At 63.2% G+C, this 15929-nt stretch carries 19 protein-coding genes; 10 read left to right on the plus strand and 9 right to left on the minus strand.

Translation table 11 applies throughout. The annotated features are described in order from the left end of the window. The first annotated feature begins 18 nt into the window (after positions 1-18). Positions 19-954: a ribose-phosphate pyrophosphokinase gene (locus CK218_RS00650; protein ID WP_066994382.1), complete on the plus strand. Its 936-nt coding sequence runs from the start codon at positions 19-21 to the stop codon at positions 952-954. Here CK218_RS00650 and CK218_RS00655 read toward each other — a convergent pair. Further along, the gene (locus tag CK218_RS00655) at positions 951-1835 is read right to left on the minus strand and encodes a helix-turn-helix transcriptional regulator (protein ID WP_095826569.1); all 885 of its coding nucleotides are present in this window, start codon (positions 1833-1835) and stop codon (positions 951-953) included. The genes CK218_RS00650 and CK218_RS00655 overlap by 4 nt on opposite strands. 131 nt (positions 1836-1966) lie before the next feature. On the opposite strand from CK218_RS00655, the gene CK218_RS00660 reads away from it, so the two are divergent. Next, positions 1967-3196 (plus strand): MFS transporter, encoded by a 1230-nt coding sequence (locus CK218_RS00660; protein ID WP_176477688.1) that lies wholly within the window; start codon positions 1967-1969, stop codon positions 3194-3196. Between the two features lie 72 nt (positions 3197-3268). On the opposite strand, the gene CK218_RS00665 is transcribed toward CK218_RS00660, so the two are convergent. Next, entirely contained in the window at positions 3269-4132 is an 864-nt protein-coding gene (locus tag CK218_RS00665; RefSeq protein WP_095826570.1) for an alpha/beta hydrolase, read from the minus strand. A gap of 150 nt (positions 4133-4282) precedes the next feature. Here CK218_RS00665 and CK218_RS00670 point away from each other — a divergent pair, with 150 nt between their 5' ends. Beyond that, positions 4283-4726, plus strand: a complete 444-nt coding sequence (locus CK218_RS00670) for a MarR family transcriptional regulator (RefSeq protein WP_095826571.1) — start codon at positions 4283-4285, stop codon at positions 4724-4726. Between the two features lie 109 nt (positions 4727-4835). Here the strand turns inward: CK218_RS00670 and CK218_RS00675 are convergent, their stop codons facing one another. Further along, entirely contained in the window at positions 4836-5507 is a 672-nt protein-coding gene (locus CK218_RS00675) for a glutathione S-transferase family protein (protein WP_095777303.1), read from the minus strand. Between the two features lie 458 nt (positions 5508-5965). Here CK218_RS00675 and CK218_RS00680 point away from each other — a divergent pair, with 458 nt between their 5' ends. The 5 genes from CK218_RS00680 to CK218_RS00700 all read left to right on the plus strand — a co-directional run bounded on the left by CK218_RS00680 (position 5966) and on the right by CK218_RS00700 (position 9587). Further along, positions 5966-6610: a 50S ribosomal protein L25/general stress protein Ctc gene (locus CK218_RS00680; protein WP_066994365.1), complete on the plus strand. Its 645-nt coding sequence runs from the start codon at positions 5966-5968 to the stop codon at positions 6608-6610. A 24-nt stretch (positions 6611-6634) separates the two neighbouring features. Beyond that, complete coding sequence (gene pth / locus CK218_RS00685; RefSeq protein WP_095826572.1) at positions 6635-7357, plus strand: aminoacyl-tRNA hydrolase; 723 nt, start codon at positions 6635-6637, stop codon at positions 7355-7357. A gap of 94 nt (positions 7358-7451) precedes the next feature. Then, positions 7452-8555, plus strand: coding sequence for a redox-regulated ATPase YchF (ychF, locus tag CK218_RS00690; protein WP_095826573.1), 1104 nt, complete (start codon positions 7452-7454; stop codon positions 8553-8555). A 103-nt stretch (positions 8556-8658) separates the two neighbouring features. Continuing rightward, a complete protein-coding gene (locus CK218_RS00695; RefSeq protein WP_095826844.1) occupies positions 8659-9120 on the plus strand; it encodes a MaoC family dehydratase in 462 nt (153 codons plus the stop codon). Next, the gene (locus tag CK218_RS00700) at positions 9117-9587 is read left to right on the plus strand and encodes a MaoC family dehydratase (RefSeq protein ID WP_095826574.1); all 471 of its coding nucleotides are present in this window, start codon (positions 9117-9119) and stop codon (positions 9585-9587) included. Before CK218_RS00695 ends, CK218_RS00700 begins: the two co-directional genes overlap by 4 nt. Positions 9588-9661: 74 nt before the next feature. Here CK218_RS00700 and CK218_RS00705 read toward each other — a convergent pair whose 3' ends face one another. The 5 genes from CK218_RS00705 to petA form a co-directional block, all read right to left on the minus strand. Next, complete coding sequence (locus CK218_RS00705; RefSeq protein ID WP_066994354.1) at positions 9662-10207, minus strand: adenine phosphoribosyltransferase; 546 nt, start codon at positions 10205-10207, stop codon at positions 9662-9664. Between the two features lie 205 nt (positions 10208-10412). Then, a complete protein-coding gene (locus tag CK218_RS00710; RefSeq protein WP_095777299.1) occupies positions 10413-11108 on the minus strand; it encodes a phosphatase PAP2 family protein in 696 nt (231 codons plus the stop codon). Positions 11109-11248: 140 nt separating this feature from the next. Beyond that, positions 11249-12106, minus strand: a complete 858-nt coding sequence (locus tag CK218_RS00715) for a cytochrome c1 (RefSeq protein WP_066994348.1) — start codon at positions 12104-12106, stop codon at positions 11249-11251. Positions 12107-12125: 19 nt separating this feature from the next. Further along, complete coding sequence (locus CK218_RS00720) at positions 12126-13430, minus strand: cytochrome b N-terminal domain-containing protein (protein ID WP_066994345.1); 1305 nt, start codon at positions 13428-13430, stop codon at positions 12126-12128. A gap of 17 nt (positions 13431-13447) precedes the next feature. Beyond that, complete coding sequence (petA, locus tag CK218_RS00725; RefSeq protein WP_066994342.1) at positions 13448-14008, minus strand: ubiquinol-cytochrome c reductase iron-sulfur subunit; 561 nt, start codon at positions 14006-14008, stop codon at positions 13448-13450. Positions 14009-14321: 313 nt separating this feature from the next. Here petA and CK218_RS00730 point away from each other — a divergent pair, with 313 nt between their 5' ends. Together CK218_RS00730 and CK218_RS00735 are read left to right on the plus strand one after the other, a co-directional pair. Then, complete coding sequence (locus CK218_RS00730; protein WP_066994340.1) at positions 14322-14666, plus strand: cupin domain-containing protein; 345 nt, start codon at positions 14322-14324, stop codon at positions 14664-14666. A gap of 91 nt (positions 14667-14757) precedes the next feature. Then, positions 14758-15612: an alpha/beta hydrolase gene (locus CK218_RS00735; protein ID WP_095826575.1), complete on the plus strand. Its 855-nt coding sequence runs from the start codon at positions 14758-14760 to the stop codon at positions 15610-15612. On the opposite strand, the gene CK218_RS00740 is transcribed toward CK218_RS00735, so the two are convergent. Continuing rightward, the gene (locus CK218_RS00740) at positions 15609-15920 is read right to left on the minus strand and encodes a DUF6665 family protein (protein ID WP_095777296.1); all 312 of its coding nucleotides are present in this window, start codon (positions 15918-15920) and stop codon (positions 15609-15611) included. The genes CK218_RS00735 and CK218_RS00740 overlap by 4 nt on opposite strands. Positions 15921-15929: the final 9 nt, after the last annotated feature.

The following is a 15929-nucleotide window of genomic DNA, read 5'->3' on the forward strand; positions in this document are numbered from 1 at the left end:
CTTCACCAGGAACGGTGCATGAAGCTTTTTGCGGGCAATTCCAACAGGGTGCTGGCCGAAGCTGTCGCTCGCTATCTCAACATCCCGCTGGGGAAGGCCAGCGTCAGGCGCTTCGCCGATCAGGAGATCTTCGTCGAGATCCAGGAGAACGTGCGCGGCGAGGATGTCTTCATCCTGCAGTCGACCTCCTATCCGACCAACGACCATCTGATGGAGCTGCTCATCATGATGGACGCCTTCATGCGCTCCTCGGCAAGGCGCATCACGGCGGTCATTCCCTATTTCGGCTACGCCAGGCAGGACCGCCGCGCCTCAGGCCGCACCCCGATTTCGGCCAAGCTCGTCGCCAACATGATCACCCGCGCCGGCGCCGATCGCGTGCTGACGCTCGACCTCCACGCCGGCCAGATCCAGGGCTTCTTCGACATCCCGACCGACAATCTGTTCTCGGTGCCGGTGATGGCCCGCGACGTAAAGGCGAAATACAAGCAGCTCGGCAATGTCGTCGTCGTATCGCCCGACATCGGCGGCGTGGTGCGGGCGCGTGCGCTTGCAAAACGCTTCGATGCGCAGCTCGCCATCGTCGACAAGCGCCGCGAGCGGCCCGGCGAATCCGAGGTGATGAACATCATCGGCGCCGTCGCCGGCAAGGATTGCCTCTTGATCGACGATATCGTCGATTCCGGCGGCACGCTCTGCAACGCGGCCGATGCCTTGCTCGCCAACGGCGCGACCAGCGTCACCGCCTACATCACCCATGGCGTGCTCTCGGGCGGCGCCGTTGCCCGCATCAGTGGCTCGAAACTGCAGGAACTGGTGATCACCGATTCCATCCAGCCCAGCCAGGCCGTGCTCGACGCGCCCAACATCCGCGTCATCTCGATCGCCGACCTGATGGGCGAGGCGATCTCGCGCACGGCGACCGAAGAATCGGTCTCGAGCCTGTTCGACTAGACCGCGGCGCTGCTGGCCTGAACCGGGCCGCTTGATCGCTTTGCCCCCTCGCCTGACTCGCGCGCGCCGCGCATATAGCCGCGCGGCGAGCTGCCGAGCATGCGCTTGAACATGGTGATGAAGGCAGGCACGCTGTCATAGCCAAGATCGAGCGCCACCCTGGTGATGGGTTCGCCGTCGGCGAGCCTCGGCAGCGCCGCGAACAGGCAGGCCTGCTGGCGCCAAGTGGAGAGCGACAGCCCGGTCTGGCGGTGGAAGGCGCGTGTGAAGGAGCGCCGGCTCATGCCAGCGGCATCCGCCCATTCGTCGATCGTCGCATGCGGCGAAGGCGCCGCGACAAAGCGCCGGCAGAGCGCCGCAAGCTTCGGATCCGACGGAAAAGGCAGGCCGAGCGGCCGCTCCGGCAGGTTCGGGATCTCATGCAGCAGGAGCCCCATGATCAGCCCGGCGCGTCCTTCGAGCTCGCCGCCCTGAGGCAGCTTCTCCGATTCCACGATCAGGCTGTGCATCAGCTCGGTGATGCCGACGACGCGCAAGCCCTCCGGCAGGCCGGGAATTGCATCCGGCACCACATAAACCGAGCGCATCGAGACGTCGCCCAGCATCTCGACCGAATGCTCGATGCCGGCCGGTATCCACATCGCATGGTCGGGCGGCACCATCCAGCGGCCGTGCTTGGTCGTCACCAGCACGACGCCGACAAGCGCATGCAGCAACTGGCTGCGGCTGTGGCGGTGCCGCGGCACGTGGTAGCCGTCGGGATATTCGGTCGGCAACGCGACCGCCGGCCCGACCGCTTGCTCCAGCCACTGCCAGCGGCTTTCATGCAGCCGACCGAGCTCGGCGGCATCGCCCCTGAAGATTTCCCGGCCATGCGGCATTCGATGTGGCCCACTTGCGAAACTATTGGACCAAACCACGAAAGAAGTCGCCATTCAAGCCGATTATAAGACAAGCGGCCAATAAAGCTGGCTGGCTGCGGTTCGCCGCCAAAAAGACCCGGAGCATTGCCTTGACCGATACGACCGCCACCGCCGTCGCCACCCCAGCGCCGGCAAGCCACACCTCGGCGCAAGCGACGGCCTTCACCGTCATTCTTGCGGTGAGCTTCTGCCACTGCGTCAACGACATCATGCAGTCGCTGCTTTCGGCGATCTATCCGCTGCTCAAAGAGAATTACGGTCTCGATTTCTGGCAGATCGGCCTTCTTACGTTCACTTTCCAGGTAACGGCCTCGCTGCTGCAGCCTGTGATCGGCATGATCACCGACAAGCGACCGATGCCCTATTCCTTGCCTTGGGGCATGGCCTCATCACTGGTCGGGCTGGTGGTGCTTGCGCATGCCGGCCATTACTGGCTGCTCCTGATCGGCGCCTCGCTGATCGGTATCGGCTCGGCGATCTTCCATCCGGAATCCTCGCGCATCGCCCGCTTCGCCTCGGGCGGCCGCTTCGGTCTCGCGCAATCGCTGTTCCAGGTCGGCGGCAATTTCGGCCAGGCAATGGGCCCGCTGCTCGCCGCCTTCATCGTCGTGCCTTTCGGCCAGACCAGCATTTCCTGGTTCGCCGTCGGCTCGCTGATCGGCATCGTCGTGCTGTGGCAGGTTGGCGGCTGGTACAGCCGGCTGCGCGCCTCGATGGCCAGCCGCAAGCCGGCGGCTCACGTCTCGCCCTTCCCACGCAAAAAGGTCATGGGGGCATTGGCGGTGCTGACGCTGCTGGTGTTGAGCAAGAACGCCTATATCGCCTCGCTGTCCAGCTACTACACCTTCTACGCCATCCATAAGTTCGGCGTTTCGGTGCAGATGTCGCAGGTCATGCTCTTCCTGTTCCTCGGCGCCTCGGCGCTTGGCATCCTGCTCGGCGGCCCGTTCGGCGACCGCTACGGACAAAAGGCGATGATCTGGTTCTCGATCGTCGGCGTTCTGCCCTTCACGCTGGCGCTGCCTTACGCCAATCTGGAATGGACGATGGTGCTTACCGTTGTGATCGGCCTGATCCTGTCGTCGGCCTTCTCCAACATCGTCGTCTTCGCGCAGGAACTGGTTCCCGGCCGCGTCGGCATGATCGCCGGCATCTTCTTCGGCTTCGCCTTCGGCATGGGCGGCATCGCTGCGGCCGTGCTCGGCGTCATCGCCGACATGAAAGGCATCGACTTCGTCTACCACGTCTGCTCGTACCTGCCCTTCCTCGGCCTGCTGACCGTGTTCCTGCCGAACATGAAGGAGGCCAGGAAAGCCTGAGCCGGCCACTCCGGACGAGCTCCAGAGAGCAAAGCACCCGCGCGATGGCGGGTGCTTCTCTGGCGCTGGGACTCAGGCCTGGAAGAAAGCCAGGAGGTCGGCATTGATGACCTCCGCATGGGTCGTCGCCATGCCGTGCGGAAGGCCCTTGTAGACTTTGAGCTCGCCCTTCTTGAGCAGCTTGATCGCGAGCAGCGCCGAATCCGCGATCGGCACGATCTGGTCGTCGTCGCCATGCATGACCAGCACCGGCACGTCGATCTTCTTCAGGTCCTCGGTGAAGTCGGTTTCCGAGAACGCCTTGATGCAGTCGTAATGCGCCTTGGCGCCGCCCATCATGCCCTGCCGCCACCAATTGTCGACCACACCTTCCGACACCGTCGCGCCTGGACGGTTGAAGCCGTAGAAAGGGCCGGCCGGAACGTCGCGGAAGAACTGGGCGCGGTTCGTCGTCAGCGCCGAGCGAAAGCCGTCGAACACTTCGATAGGCAAGCCGCCGGGATTGGCAGCGGTCTTGAGCATGATCGGCGGCACCGCGCCGATCAGCACAGCCTTGGCGACACGGCCTCCGGAACCGTACTGCGCGACATAGCGCGCCACTTCGCCACCGCCGGTCGAATGCCCGACATGGATGGCGTTCTTGAGGTCGAGATGCGCAACCAGCGCCGTCACATCGGCGGCGTAGGTGTCCATCTCATTGCCGGTGTCAGTCTGGCTGGAGCGGCCATGGCCGCGGCGGTCATGGGCGATGACCCGATAGCCCTTGGAGAGGAAGAACAGCATCTGGGCATCCCAGTCGTCGCTGCTCAGTGGCCAGCCATGGTGGAAGACGACCGGCTGACCGGTGCCCCAATCCTTGTAGTAGATCTGCGTGCCGTCCTTGGTGGTGATCGTGCCGCTGCCCGAGCCGGCCTTCGCATGTGAAGCTTCAGTCATCTCAATCTCCGTTTTAGATGCCGCGATAAATGATATCGCGATAATGATATGTTTAGCGCAACGATGACTTCTTGTCCACGATAATATGTATCGCGATATGATTTTTTGTGCTAAAGAGCCTCACGACGTCGACAAAAGGATCATGGCGCGATGCCTCTGCCCCTGGACAATCAGCTCTGTTTCGCGCTCTACGCCACGAGCATGGCGATCAATCGTACCTACAAGCCCATGCTCGACGAGATGGGGATCACGTATCCCCAGTATCTCGTGCTCAATGCGCTTGGAGAGGCCGATGGCATGTCGGTCGGCACCATAGCGCGCCGGCTGGCGCTGGAATCGAGCACCGTCACGCCGCTGGTCAAGCGCATGGAGCAGGCGGGTCTGGTGACCCGCCAGCGCAGCCATGACGATGAGCGGCAGGTGCAGGTCGATCTCACCGCGGCAGGCCGGGCGCTGCTCACGCAATGCAGCTGTCTGGGCGAAACGCTGGTCGAGCGTTCAGGCATGACCTCGGCCGAGATCGATGCTCTCACGCGAAAAGTCCGGGCGTTGCGCGATGCGTTGAGCGGCGACCAATCGGTTGATGCTGCCTGACCTCCAAACGCCGGACAAAGTCTGCTTAGTGCAGGCCACGGCCCGCGTCCCATCGCAGGGGCGAGCCATTTCCGCCGCGGCTTGGCAGGCATCCTCGACAATGGTCCTTTCAAGACGGAACGTTCAAAATACTTGCTTGCTCCTCGCTGCTGACCGGCGGCAGTTGCGGCGCATCCAGCCCCTGGAACGGGTCGCGCCAGGCATCGATATGCTCGATCCGCCGATACCAGCGGCTGAGCGATGGATGGTCATCGAGCGGCAACCGGGCAGCATCATTGAACGCGAGAAAGGTCGCCATACGAAAGTCGGCATAGCAAACCGAATTGCCGACCAGCCATTGGCGCCCGCAAAGCTCTGCTTCAAGGATGGCGGCTGTCATGTGGAACTGCCTCAGCCCCTCCTCGACCAACGCCTTGTCGATCGGCCCCAGTCCCCAGCGCTGTTTCGTGCCGCGCTCGAAATGCACCATGTCGCAGGCCCTGACGAAATTCTCCTTGCCCCAGCTCAGCCAGCGGATCATCTGCGGCTCGTCGTCGCCGGTGCGCCAGAAATCCGAATGCATGTCGCGCGAGAGCCGGCAGGCGATCGCATCGGCTTCCCACAGGCTCCATCCTGGGCCGACCAGGATAGGCAAAGTCAAATTGGGGTTAAGCGCGCGGTAGCGCTCGGCCTGCCCCGGCGCCATGGGCGAGGCGAATTCGAAGGCGACATCGGCCTTCAGATAACGCGCCGCCGCGACCGCGAGGCGAGGATTGGGATTGCGGCTAAACAGTAGTTTCATGTCGATCTCCGGTCCTTCGATTGCCTGCCAAGGACGTTTGAAACCGGCCCGATGCTACATGACCCATGCGGGCGGGACCCGGCGCAACTCGCCAGATCCGACTTTGCAGCGAAGCAACGCGTCGGCTATGCCTCCCCGACCAGATATCATCGCGCAGCCTCCATCCGGACTGCCGATAAAACCGGACAACTCGTGCTACCTAATCCGGACAACTCATGTGCTTACGACACCTTGCGGTCCAACGGCTTGCGCCCCTGCCCGCCTTCCGCTATAGAGCCGCCACCCGCGTAGACACCCTTGGAGGCAACGCGGAGGAAGGCCGGCCAGGCCTGCATGATCCCCGAAGCGTTTGGACAGCCAAAAGCGTTGGATCGACCATGCGAGGCCGCGACGGCTTTCGACGTTTACGGATGGGCTTGCCCGCCGCGAACGCTCCATAACACGCGAAAGGAAATGCCATGAGCCACGAGGCTTACGAGCTCAAGGCCGAAGCGCGCGAACAGGTCGGTAAGGGGTCCGCCCGTGCAGTTCGCCGCAACGGCAAAGTGCCTGCAGTTATTTACGGCGACAAGCAGCCCCCCCTGGCGATCGCCCTCAACTACAAGGACATCTTCTACAAGATCCACGGCGGCGGGTTTCTGACCACGATCGCTACGATCGATGTCGACGGCAAGAAGATCCAGGTTCTGCCGAAGGATTTTCAGCTCGACCCGGTCAAGGACTTCCCGGTCCATGTCGACTTCCTGCGCATCGGCAAGGACACCGAGGTCAATGTCGACGTGCCCGTCCACTTCATCAATGAGGACAAGTCGCCCGGCATCAAGCGCGGCGGCGTGCTCAACATCGTTCGTCACGAAGTCGAGTTCCACTGCCCTGCCAACGCGATCCCGGAATTCATCACCGTCGATCTCGCCGGCACCGAAATCGGCGACTCGATTCACATTTCGGCGGTTGCCCTGCCGGCCGGCGTCAAGCCGGTGATCTCCGATCGCGACTTCACCATCGCGACCATCGCCGGCTCCGCGGCAATGAAGCCGGAGACGGAGGAGACTGCCGAAGCGGCGGCGCCGGAAGCTGAGGCCGCTGAGGCCGAAGAGAAGTAATTCTCTCGGCGCCAGGAGACGACGATGCTTGTCTTTGCAGGCCTCGGCAATCCGGGCGCGAAATATCAGAACAACCGGCACAATGTCGGCTTCATGGCGGCGGACGCGATAGCCCGCCGCCATTCCTTTTCGCCCTGGTCGAAGAAGTTCCAGGGCCTGATCGCCGAGGGCGCCCTGGGCGGCGAGAAGATCCTTTTGATCAAGCCGCAGACCTTCATGAATTTGTCCGGCCAGTCGGTCGGCGAGGCGTTGCGCTTCTATAAACTCGATGCCGCCGCCCTCACCGTCTTCTACGACGAGATCGATCTTGCCGCCGGCAAGCTCAGGGTCAAGGTCGGCGGCGGTTCCGGCGGCCACAACGGCATCCGCTCGCTCGACCAGCATGTCGGCAACGCCTATCGCCGGGTGCGTATCGGCGTCGGCCATCCCGGCGTCAAAGAGATGGTGCACGGGCATGTGCTCGGCGATTTCGCCAAAGCCGACCGTGAATGGCTCGACGTGTTGCTTGACGCGATCGCCGACGACGCCCGATTGCTGGCCAAGGGCGACGACAACTCCTTCATGAACCGCATTACCCTGGCGCTGCGCGAAAAGCTCGTGCCGACCGGCGATGACGATCGGCCTCCGCCCAAGGCGCCAAAACAGCAGAGCCATATCCGCCAGGCCCGCCCACAGCAGCCGCCGGCGAAGGTTCCCGAGAGCGGGCCGATGGCCGCGATGCTGAAGAAGCTGTTCGGAAAAGACTGAGCGTCGAAACGATCATGCCAAGGGCTTGACGATCGTCCGCGCTTTCGCCCATAGCCCTCACCAAATCTCGAATTCCCGATAGGACTGGACGAACATGGGTTTCAAATGTGGCATCGTTGGCTTGCCCAACGTCGGCAAGTCGACGCTGTTCAACGCGTTGACCAGGACGGCTGCCGCGCAGGCCGCCAACTATCCTTTCTGCACCATCGAGCCGAACACCGGCGAGGTGGCGGTTCCGGACCCGCGGCTGCAGAAGATCGCCGTGATCGGCAAGTCGAAGGAGATCATCCCGACCCGCATCTCCTTCGTCGACATTGCCGGGCTGGTGCGCGGCGCCTCCAAGGGCGAAGGTCTAGGCAATCAGTTCCTCGCCAACATCCGCGAGGTCGACGCCATCGTGCATGTGCTGCGCTGCTTCGAGGATGACGACATCACCCATGTCGAGGGCCGCATCGATCCGGTCGCCGACGCCGAGACCGTCGAGACCGAGCTGATGCTCGCCGATCTCGAAAGCCTGGAGCGCCGCATCATGCAGGTCCGCAAGCGCGCCGCCGGCAAGGACAAGGAAGCAATGACCGTTCTGCCGATGATGGAGGCGGCGCTCGAACTGCTGCAGGCAGGTCGCCCGACCCGCGTCCTGCTCAATGGCATCGCGGCGGAGGATCTGCGCATCCTGCAGGGCCTGAACCTGCTCACATCCCATCCCGTGCTCTATGTCTGCAACGTCCCTGAGGCGGACGCTGCCACCGGCAACGAGCATACAAAGGCGGTGGAGAAGATGGCCGCCGCGCAGGGCGCCGGCACGGTGGTGATCTCGGCGGCGATCGAGGCGGAAGTTGCCCAGCTTTCCGACGAGGAGGAAATGGAGTTCCTCGCCTCGATCGGCCTTGACGAGCCGGGCCTCAACAAGGTGATCCGCGCCGGCTACGAGCTCTTGCATCTGATCACCTATTTCACCGTCGGGCCGAAGGAGACGCGCGCCTGGACCATCCACAAGGGCGATAAGGCACCGCAAGCTGCCGGCGTCATTCACACCGACTTCGAACGTGGTTTCATCCGCGCCCAGACGATCTCCTACAACGACTTCGTCACGCTCGGCGGCGAAGTGGCGGCCAAGGAAGCCGGCAAGGCGCGCGACGAAGGCAAGGAGTATGTCGTCCAGGACGGCGACATCATGCTGTTCAAGTTCAACACCTGAGTGCCTGGCTGGCTCACCAGAAAGGACTTGACCAAATTGGCTCGGGCCTCCATCCGGGATGCCCGACCTTCGGGATCACGCGTTCGTCAACCGGATTGCCGACATGACCGGAAAGACCTGGGCCTATGAGGATTTCGTCGAGGGCGCCTCGCTCGACCTCGGCAGCAAGAATGTGAGCGCCGCCGAGATCATCGAGTTTGCCAGCGAATTCGATGCCCAGCCGATGCATCTCGACGAGGCGGCCGGCAAGGCCAGCATCCTGGGCGGCCTTTCGGCTTCGGGCTGGCACACTTGCGCGATGTTCATGCGCATGCTGTGCGATGCCTTCCTGCTCGATTCGACCTCGCAGGGCTCACCCGGCATCGAGCATGTCAAATGGAAGAAGCCGGTTCTGGCCGGTGACCGTCTCTCCGGCAAGGTCACCGTGCTTTCCAAGCGCCAGTCCAGGTCGCGGCCGCAAATCGGCCTCGTCAGCATGCGCAGCGAGCTGTTCAACCAGCGCGGCGAATGCGTCTTCGAGCTTGAGAACACCGGCATGTTTCTGACCCGCGGGGCCGTCGCGTGACCCTGGACGAGTATTTCCTCATCGGCCAAACCGTCACCCTCGGCTCGCACAGATTCGAGGCCGACGAGATCAAGGCGTTCGCCAGGAAATACGATCCGCAAATCTTCCATGTCGACGAGGAGGCGGCGAAGAAGAGCATGCTTGGCGGTCTCTGCGCCTCCGGCTGGCACACCGCCGCCACCTGGATGAAATACAACCTCGAAAAGCGCATGGAGACCGAGGGCGTGCGTTGGACCGGTCCCGGCCCGCAGCCCGAATTTGGCCCCTCGCCCGGGTTTCGCAACCTCAAATGGCTGAAGCCGGTCTATGCCGGCGAAACCGTGACCTTCACCCGCACAGCGCTTGCCCATCGACCCCTTGCCGGCCGCCCCGGTTGGAGCCTGCTCACGCTGCGTTCCGAAGGTTTCGACTCCAGCGGCGATAAGGTCATCGAGTTCGACAGCGCGGTGCTGGTGAAGGTGGAGTAGCGAATGGTGAATAGTGAATGGTGACTAGTGAACCATTCCCTATTCACCATTCACTATTCACCATTCAACACTGATTAATGCCCCTCGAAGCCGATCAGCGTCCTTACCGGCACGCCGAGCGCTTCCAGTTTCTGGCGCCCGCCGAGATCCGGCAGGTCGATGACGAAGCAGGCGGCGACGATGTCGGCGCCGATCTGCCTGAGCAGCTTGACGGCCGCCTCCGCCGTGCCGCCGGTGGCGATCAGATCGTCGACCAGGATCACCTTCTCGCCTTGCGAGACGCCGTCCTTGTGCATCTCCATCTCGTCCAGACCGTATTCGAGGCTGTAGGCGACGCGCACGGTCTCGTAAGGCAGCTTGCCCTTCTTGCGGATCGGGACGAAACCCGCCGAAAGCTGATGCGCCACTGCACCGCCCAGGATGAAGCCGCGCGCCTCGATGCCGGCGATCTTGTCGATCTTCAGCCCGGCGTAAGGATGCACAAGCTCGTCGATGGCGCGGCGAAAGGCGCGAGCGTCGCCGAGCAGCGTGGTGATATCGCGAAACAGGATGCCGGGTTTGGGGTAATCCGGAATGGTGCGGATGGCCGCAAGCAGCGTGTCTTCGAGCGAGGGTTTCATGAGACGAGCTCCGCGTGTCCGGCTGTCGGGTATAACGGCGTCGTCGCGCCCGGCGCAACGCAACCAACAACGGCTACCGCGATGGAGCCCGGGAGACAAGCGCATCCGGCAAAGGATCGGCATCGCCTGCCTTGCTCCCGTGCCGGCGCCGCAAGCGAAAAGGGCGCCCGCTGGCGCCCTTGCAGAAACGTCGGCGACGGACGGCTCACATGCCGAGGTCGGACCGCAGCTCGGATCGCGCCACCTCGAACTCGGTCTTGAAATCGGGCCGGCTGAGCAGGACCGCGGCGATCGCGCTGCCGGAAATCTTGCCCATCTCGACATCCGACGGATAGTGGATGCCGCCGACCACGCGGTTATGGGCATATTCGGCCGCGCGGGCCATGATCTCGGGCCGCTTCTCCGGCACCATGTCGGACAGGATGATGCCCATCATGGTGCCGACCGTCGCATGGCCCGACGGCCAGGAACCGGAATTCGACAGCTTCACCGCCGGTTTGACCAGATCACTGAGCTGATGCGGACGCGGCCGCTTCCAGACGTCCTTGGCCGGATCGACGACCGCGCCTTCGGTCGCCACCACGCGGTCGAAGAAGGCGCTGAACTTCGGCAGCGTCTCCTTGCTGAATTTCGGTCCCATGACATCGGCGAAGCGCCAGACATCCTCTTCGGCATCGGCGATAGCACGCTTTTCCATTTCGGGCGTGCGCGTCACTTGCAGGGTCAGCACCTCGCCGAGTTCTGCCTTGGTCTCGGCCGAATCATTGGCCGGCGGCGGCGGCAGGATCATCGTCAGGTCGATGTCCTTGTTGGTGACGAAGGGCTGGGCGTCCTCGGCGCGGACTGCCGAGGAGGCGACAAGAAGCAGCACCACGGCTGCAAGCGGCGCAAGTCTTTTCATGGGCACGATCCTTTGAGGTGAGCCAACGCAGGATCGCGATGCGCAATGACAGCCATGTGACATGGCCGGATCAAAGCGGTCCCGAAATATGAAAAGGGCGCCTTTGCGGCGCCCCTCGAAAGTGTCGGACCGATCGCGGCTCAGTGCGCCACTTCGGCCCACACCTTGCGCTTGGTCAGGTAGACCAGCGCGCCGAACAGCAGCAGGAACACCAGCACGCGGAAGCCGGTCTTCTTGCGCTCTTCGAGATGCGGCTCGGCGGCCCACATCAGGAACGCCGACACGTCGCGCGAATATTGGTCGACCGTCTGCGGCGAACCGTCGTCATAGGTCACCTGGCCGTCGGAAAGCGGCTTCGGCATCTTCAGCGACACGCCGGACAGGAAGTATGGATTGTAGTGCGTGCCTTCGGGGATGACCATGCCGGCCGGCGGCGTCTGGTCGTAGCCGGTGAGCAGCGAGTGGATGTAGTCCGGGCCGCCCTGAGCATATTGGGTGAAGATGTCGAAGATGAAACGCGGAAAGCCGCGCTCGACGCCGCGCGCCTTGGCGAGCAGCGACATGTCGGGCGGAGCGGCGCCGCCATTGGCGGAGGCGGCGGCCTGTTCGTTCGGGAACGGCGACGGGAAGTGATCCGACGGCTTCCCCGGGCGGTCGAACATGTCGCCGGCATCGTTCGGGCCGTCATGGATGGTGTACTCGGCGGCAAGCGTCTTGACCTGCGCTTCCGAGTAGCCGAGGCCTTCCAGCGTGCGGAACGCCACCAGGTTCATCGAGTGGCAGGCCGAGCAGACTTCCTTGTAGACCTTCAGGCCGCGCTGCAGCTGGGCCTTGTCGTAGGTGCCGAACGGCCCGGCGAAGCTCCAGCTCATTTCCTTCGGTTCATTGATCGGGAAATGCGTCGGGGCCGCCGCGTTGTGTTCCTCTTCGGCGGCGATGGCAGCGGTGCCCGCGACCACCAGGCCAAGCAGCGCCAGCGCGGTGAGAATCTTCTTCATGCCAAATCCCCTCAGATTCTCAGCCCTTGGTTTCCGGCGCGCTGACCGCGCCTGCCGGATGCCCGCCGGCTCCCTTGTTTTTCTTTTCCAGCACCGCCTCGGTGATCGAGTTCGGCAGCCGCCGCGGCGTCTCGATCAGGCCGAGCACCGGCATCACGACCAGGAAGAAGGCGAAGTAGAACAGCGTCGCCATCTGCGCCATGAACACGTATGAGCCTTCCGCCGGCTGCGAGCCCAGCCACCCGAGCAGGATGGCGTCGGCCACGAACAGCCAGAAGAACAGTTTGTACCAGGGCCGGTAGACCGCCGAGCGCACCTTGGAGGTGTCGAGCCACGGCACCAGGAACAGCATGGCGATGGCGCCGAACATGCACAGCACGCCGCCGAGCTTGGAGTTGATCGGCCCGATGTTGAAGGTGATGGCGCGCAGGATCGCGTAAAACGGCAGGAAGTACCATTCCGGAACGATGTGGGCCGGCGTCTTCAGCGGATTGGCGACCGTGTAGTTGTCCGGATGGCCGAGGTAGTTCGGCAGGTAGAAGACGAAATAGGCGAAGAAGAACAGGAACACGATCATGCCGAACGCGTCCTTGATGGTCGCATAGGGCGTGAAGGCGACGGTGTCGGTCTTCGACTTGACCTCGATGCCGGTCGGGTTCGACTGGCCGACGACATGCAGCGCCCAGACGTGCAGCACGACGACGCCGGCGATCATGAACGGCAACAGGTAATGCAGGGCGAAGAAGCGGTTCAGCGTCGGATTGTCGACGGCGAAGCCGCCGAGCAGCAGTTCCTGGATCCAGTTGCCGACCAGCGGGATTGCGCTGAAGAAGCCGGTGATGACGGTGGCGCCCCAGAAGCTCATCTGTCCCCATGGCAGCACATAGCCCATGAAGCCGGTCGCCATCATCAGGAGATAGATGATGCAGCCGAGGATCCAGAGCAGCTCGCGCGGCGCCTTGTAGGAGCCGTAGAACAGCCCGCGGAAGATGTGGATGTAGACGGCCACGAAGAAGAACGAGGCGCCGTTGGAATGGAGATAGCGCAACAGCCATCCCGAATTCACGTCGCGCATGATCTTCTCGACCGAATCGAAGGCGAGGGTGGTGTCGGACGTGTAGTGCATGGCCAGCACGATGCCGGTGAGGATCTGCGATACCAGCATGATCGACAGGATGCCGCCGAACGTCCACATGTAGTTGAGGTTGCGCGGCACCGGATAGGCAATGAAGCTGTCATAGACAAGCCGGGGAAGCGGCATACGGGCGTCGAACCAGCGTCCGAGACCCGTCTTCGGTGTGTAGGTGGAGTGTCCCTCGCTCATCGAAATATCCCCCTGCCTCAACCGATAAGGATCTTGGTATCGGAAATGAATTTAAACACGGGGATCGCCATGTTCTCCGGCGCCGGGCCTTTGCGGATGCGGCCGGCGGTATCGTACACCGAGCCGTGGCACGGGCAGAACCAGCCGCCGAAATCGCCTTCCTGGCCGAGCGGGATGCAGCCGAGATGGGTGCAGACCTGCACCATGACCATCCAGGCTTCCTTGCCGGGCGTGGTGCGGTTGGCGTCGGTTGCCGGCGCATCGGCCGGCAAATTGGCATTGCGGGCGATCGGATCCTTGAGATCGTTGAGGCTAACCGCCGCGCCGTCCTTCATTTCCTTGTCGGTGCGGTTGCGCACCACGACCGGCTTGCCGCGCCACTTGACGACCAGCGAGCTGCCGGGCTGCAGCGAGGAGACATCGACCTCGACAGAGGCCAGCGCCAGCGTCGAGGCATCCGGCTGCATCTGGTCGATGAACGGCCAGGCGACGGCCCCAGCGCCGACCACGCCGGCCATGCCGGTGGCGATATAGAGAAAATCGCGACGGTTGGGATCGTGGATGTCGGTTGCGCTCACGGGTGCCTGATCCTTTCGCCTCTTTCCGTGCCGGCGGCCGAGCCTTGTCCCCGCTCAATCGCGCCGGCCTGACAGCGCATGGCGAACAGGCTAGCGAATTCCTCCGGCATTTGGAGGTTCGGTTTATGCGTGAAGCCCGTTTTTGTCCAGACGCGTGGAGGCACAAGGGCACATTGTCGCGGGCACATGCCGCGGCCCGCGCAACGGCTTGATGACCGTGCCGCCGAACAGCGCTAAATAGCGCTAACTTCAGCGGTAAATCGGAACTCCGCTTGCCTCGACAGCGACCGCCGGCCCGGTCTATTGTCGAGCCATGGCGCATGTCATCGACCGCGACAAATGGGCGAGCACGCCCGACCGTTGGCAAGGCGAGCTGCAATGCGGTGCATTTGGCTCCAACTCCTGCCTGATCTTCAATTATCAGCCCGAGATCGGCGGCGGCCCGCGTCTGCATAAGCATCCTTACGCGGAGATCTTCGTCATCCGTTCCGGTACCGGCCTGTTCACGGTCGGCGACCGGCAGATAACGGCCACCGCAGGCCAAATTCTGATCGTGCCGGCCGACACGCCGCACAAATTCACCAATCTAGGCCCCGGTCCGCTCGAGACCACCGACATCCACGAGAACGGCAGCTTCATCACCGAATGGCTGGAGTGATGCGGCTTATTCGAGAGACAGGCCCTGTCCGCGGACCGATTCCCGCCTAGTTCTGTCGGTCGGAGCGATCGGACAGGTGAAGGCCGGGCGGATGGAAACTTCCAGCATCGAGGTTGAAGGACTGACCATTGCGATCCGCGAAGCCGGACCACGGGATGCGCCCGGCCTCGTGCTGCTCCACGGCTGGCCTCAAAGTTCCCATGCCTTCGAGAACGTGATCGGTCGGCTGGCCACCGATCAGCGCGTGATCGCGCCCGACCTGCCGGGTATAGGCGGCTCGCAAGGCACGCGCAAAACCGGTGAGAAAGCCTATCTGGCCAGGGTGATAGCGGCCTTGATTGACGCCTGCGGCCTGCGACAGGTCATAGTGGCCGGCCATGATGTCGGCGGCCAGATCGTCTTCGCGCTTTTGCGCAACCATCCGGAAATCCTCTCCGCCGCTGCGATCATGGATGTTGTCGTTCCGGGCGTGGCGCCGTGGGACAAGGTCATCCGCAATCCAAACCTCTGGCATTTCGCCTTCCACGCGGTTCCTGCTCTCCCGGAACTGCTGGTTGGGGGTCACGAGCGCGCCTATTTCGACTTCTTCTTCGACACCCTTTCGAAGGAGAAATCCGCCATCCCGGCCGAAGCAAGAGACATCTACGCCAAGGCCTATTCGCGGCCGGAAAGCCTCAAGGCCGGCTTCGACTGGTACCGCGCCTTTTCCGAGGACGCCAAGGCTAATGCCGTTCCGCCGGCAAGCCCGATCGACACGCCGGTGCTCTGCCTCAGGGGCGCTGCCGAGACCGGCGAGATCAGCGATTACCTCAATGGCTTGAAGGCCGCCGGCCTCTCCAACGTCGAGGGCGACATCATCCCCGATAGCGGCCACTTCGTCGCCGATGAGAATCCCGGAGCGCTCGCCTTGCGCCTGGCGCGCTTTCGGAAGGAAGTCAGCGCCTAGCTGGCGCCGAGCCTGACCAGCACCGCCCGCGGGATGTCGTATTCGCGGATCACGGCGTCGTGCTTGCGCAGCCCGCAGAGTTCGCGCTGAATGAAATAGGCGTGGACGGCCGCCGCGGCTTGCTTGAGCAGCCGGTTGCGATCCCTGCCTTCCCCATTTTCGCGCAGCTTCGTCAAGGCCTCTTCGACGCGCTGGCCGGCGCGACCGAGGGCGGCCGCCTTTTCAGCGAGTATTTCGTGGCCGAGCAGATCGAGAGCGCTTTCCTGCGCGCCTGACCGTCCGAAATTACTGGGCATTCTGACCGACATGGCTGCGTT

The organism is Mesorhizobium sp. WSM3879 (assembly GCF_002294915.1).
In the GTDB taxonomy this organism is placed as follows: Bacteria; Pseudomonadota; Alphaproteobacteria; order Rhizobiales; family Rhizobiaceae; genus Mesorhizobium.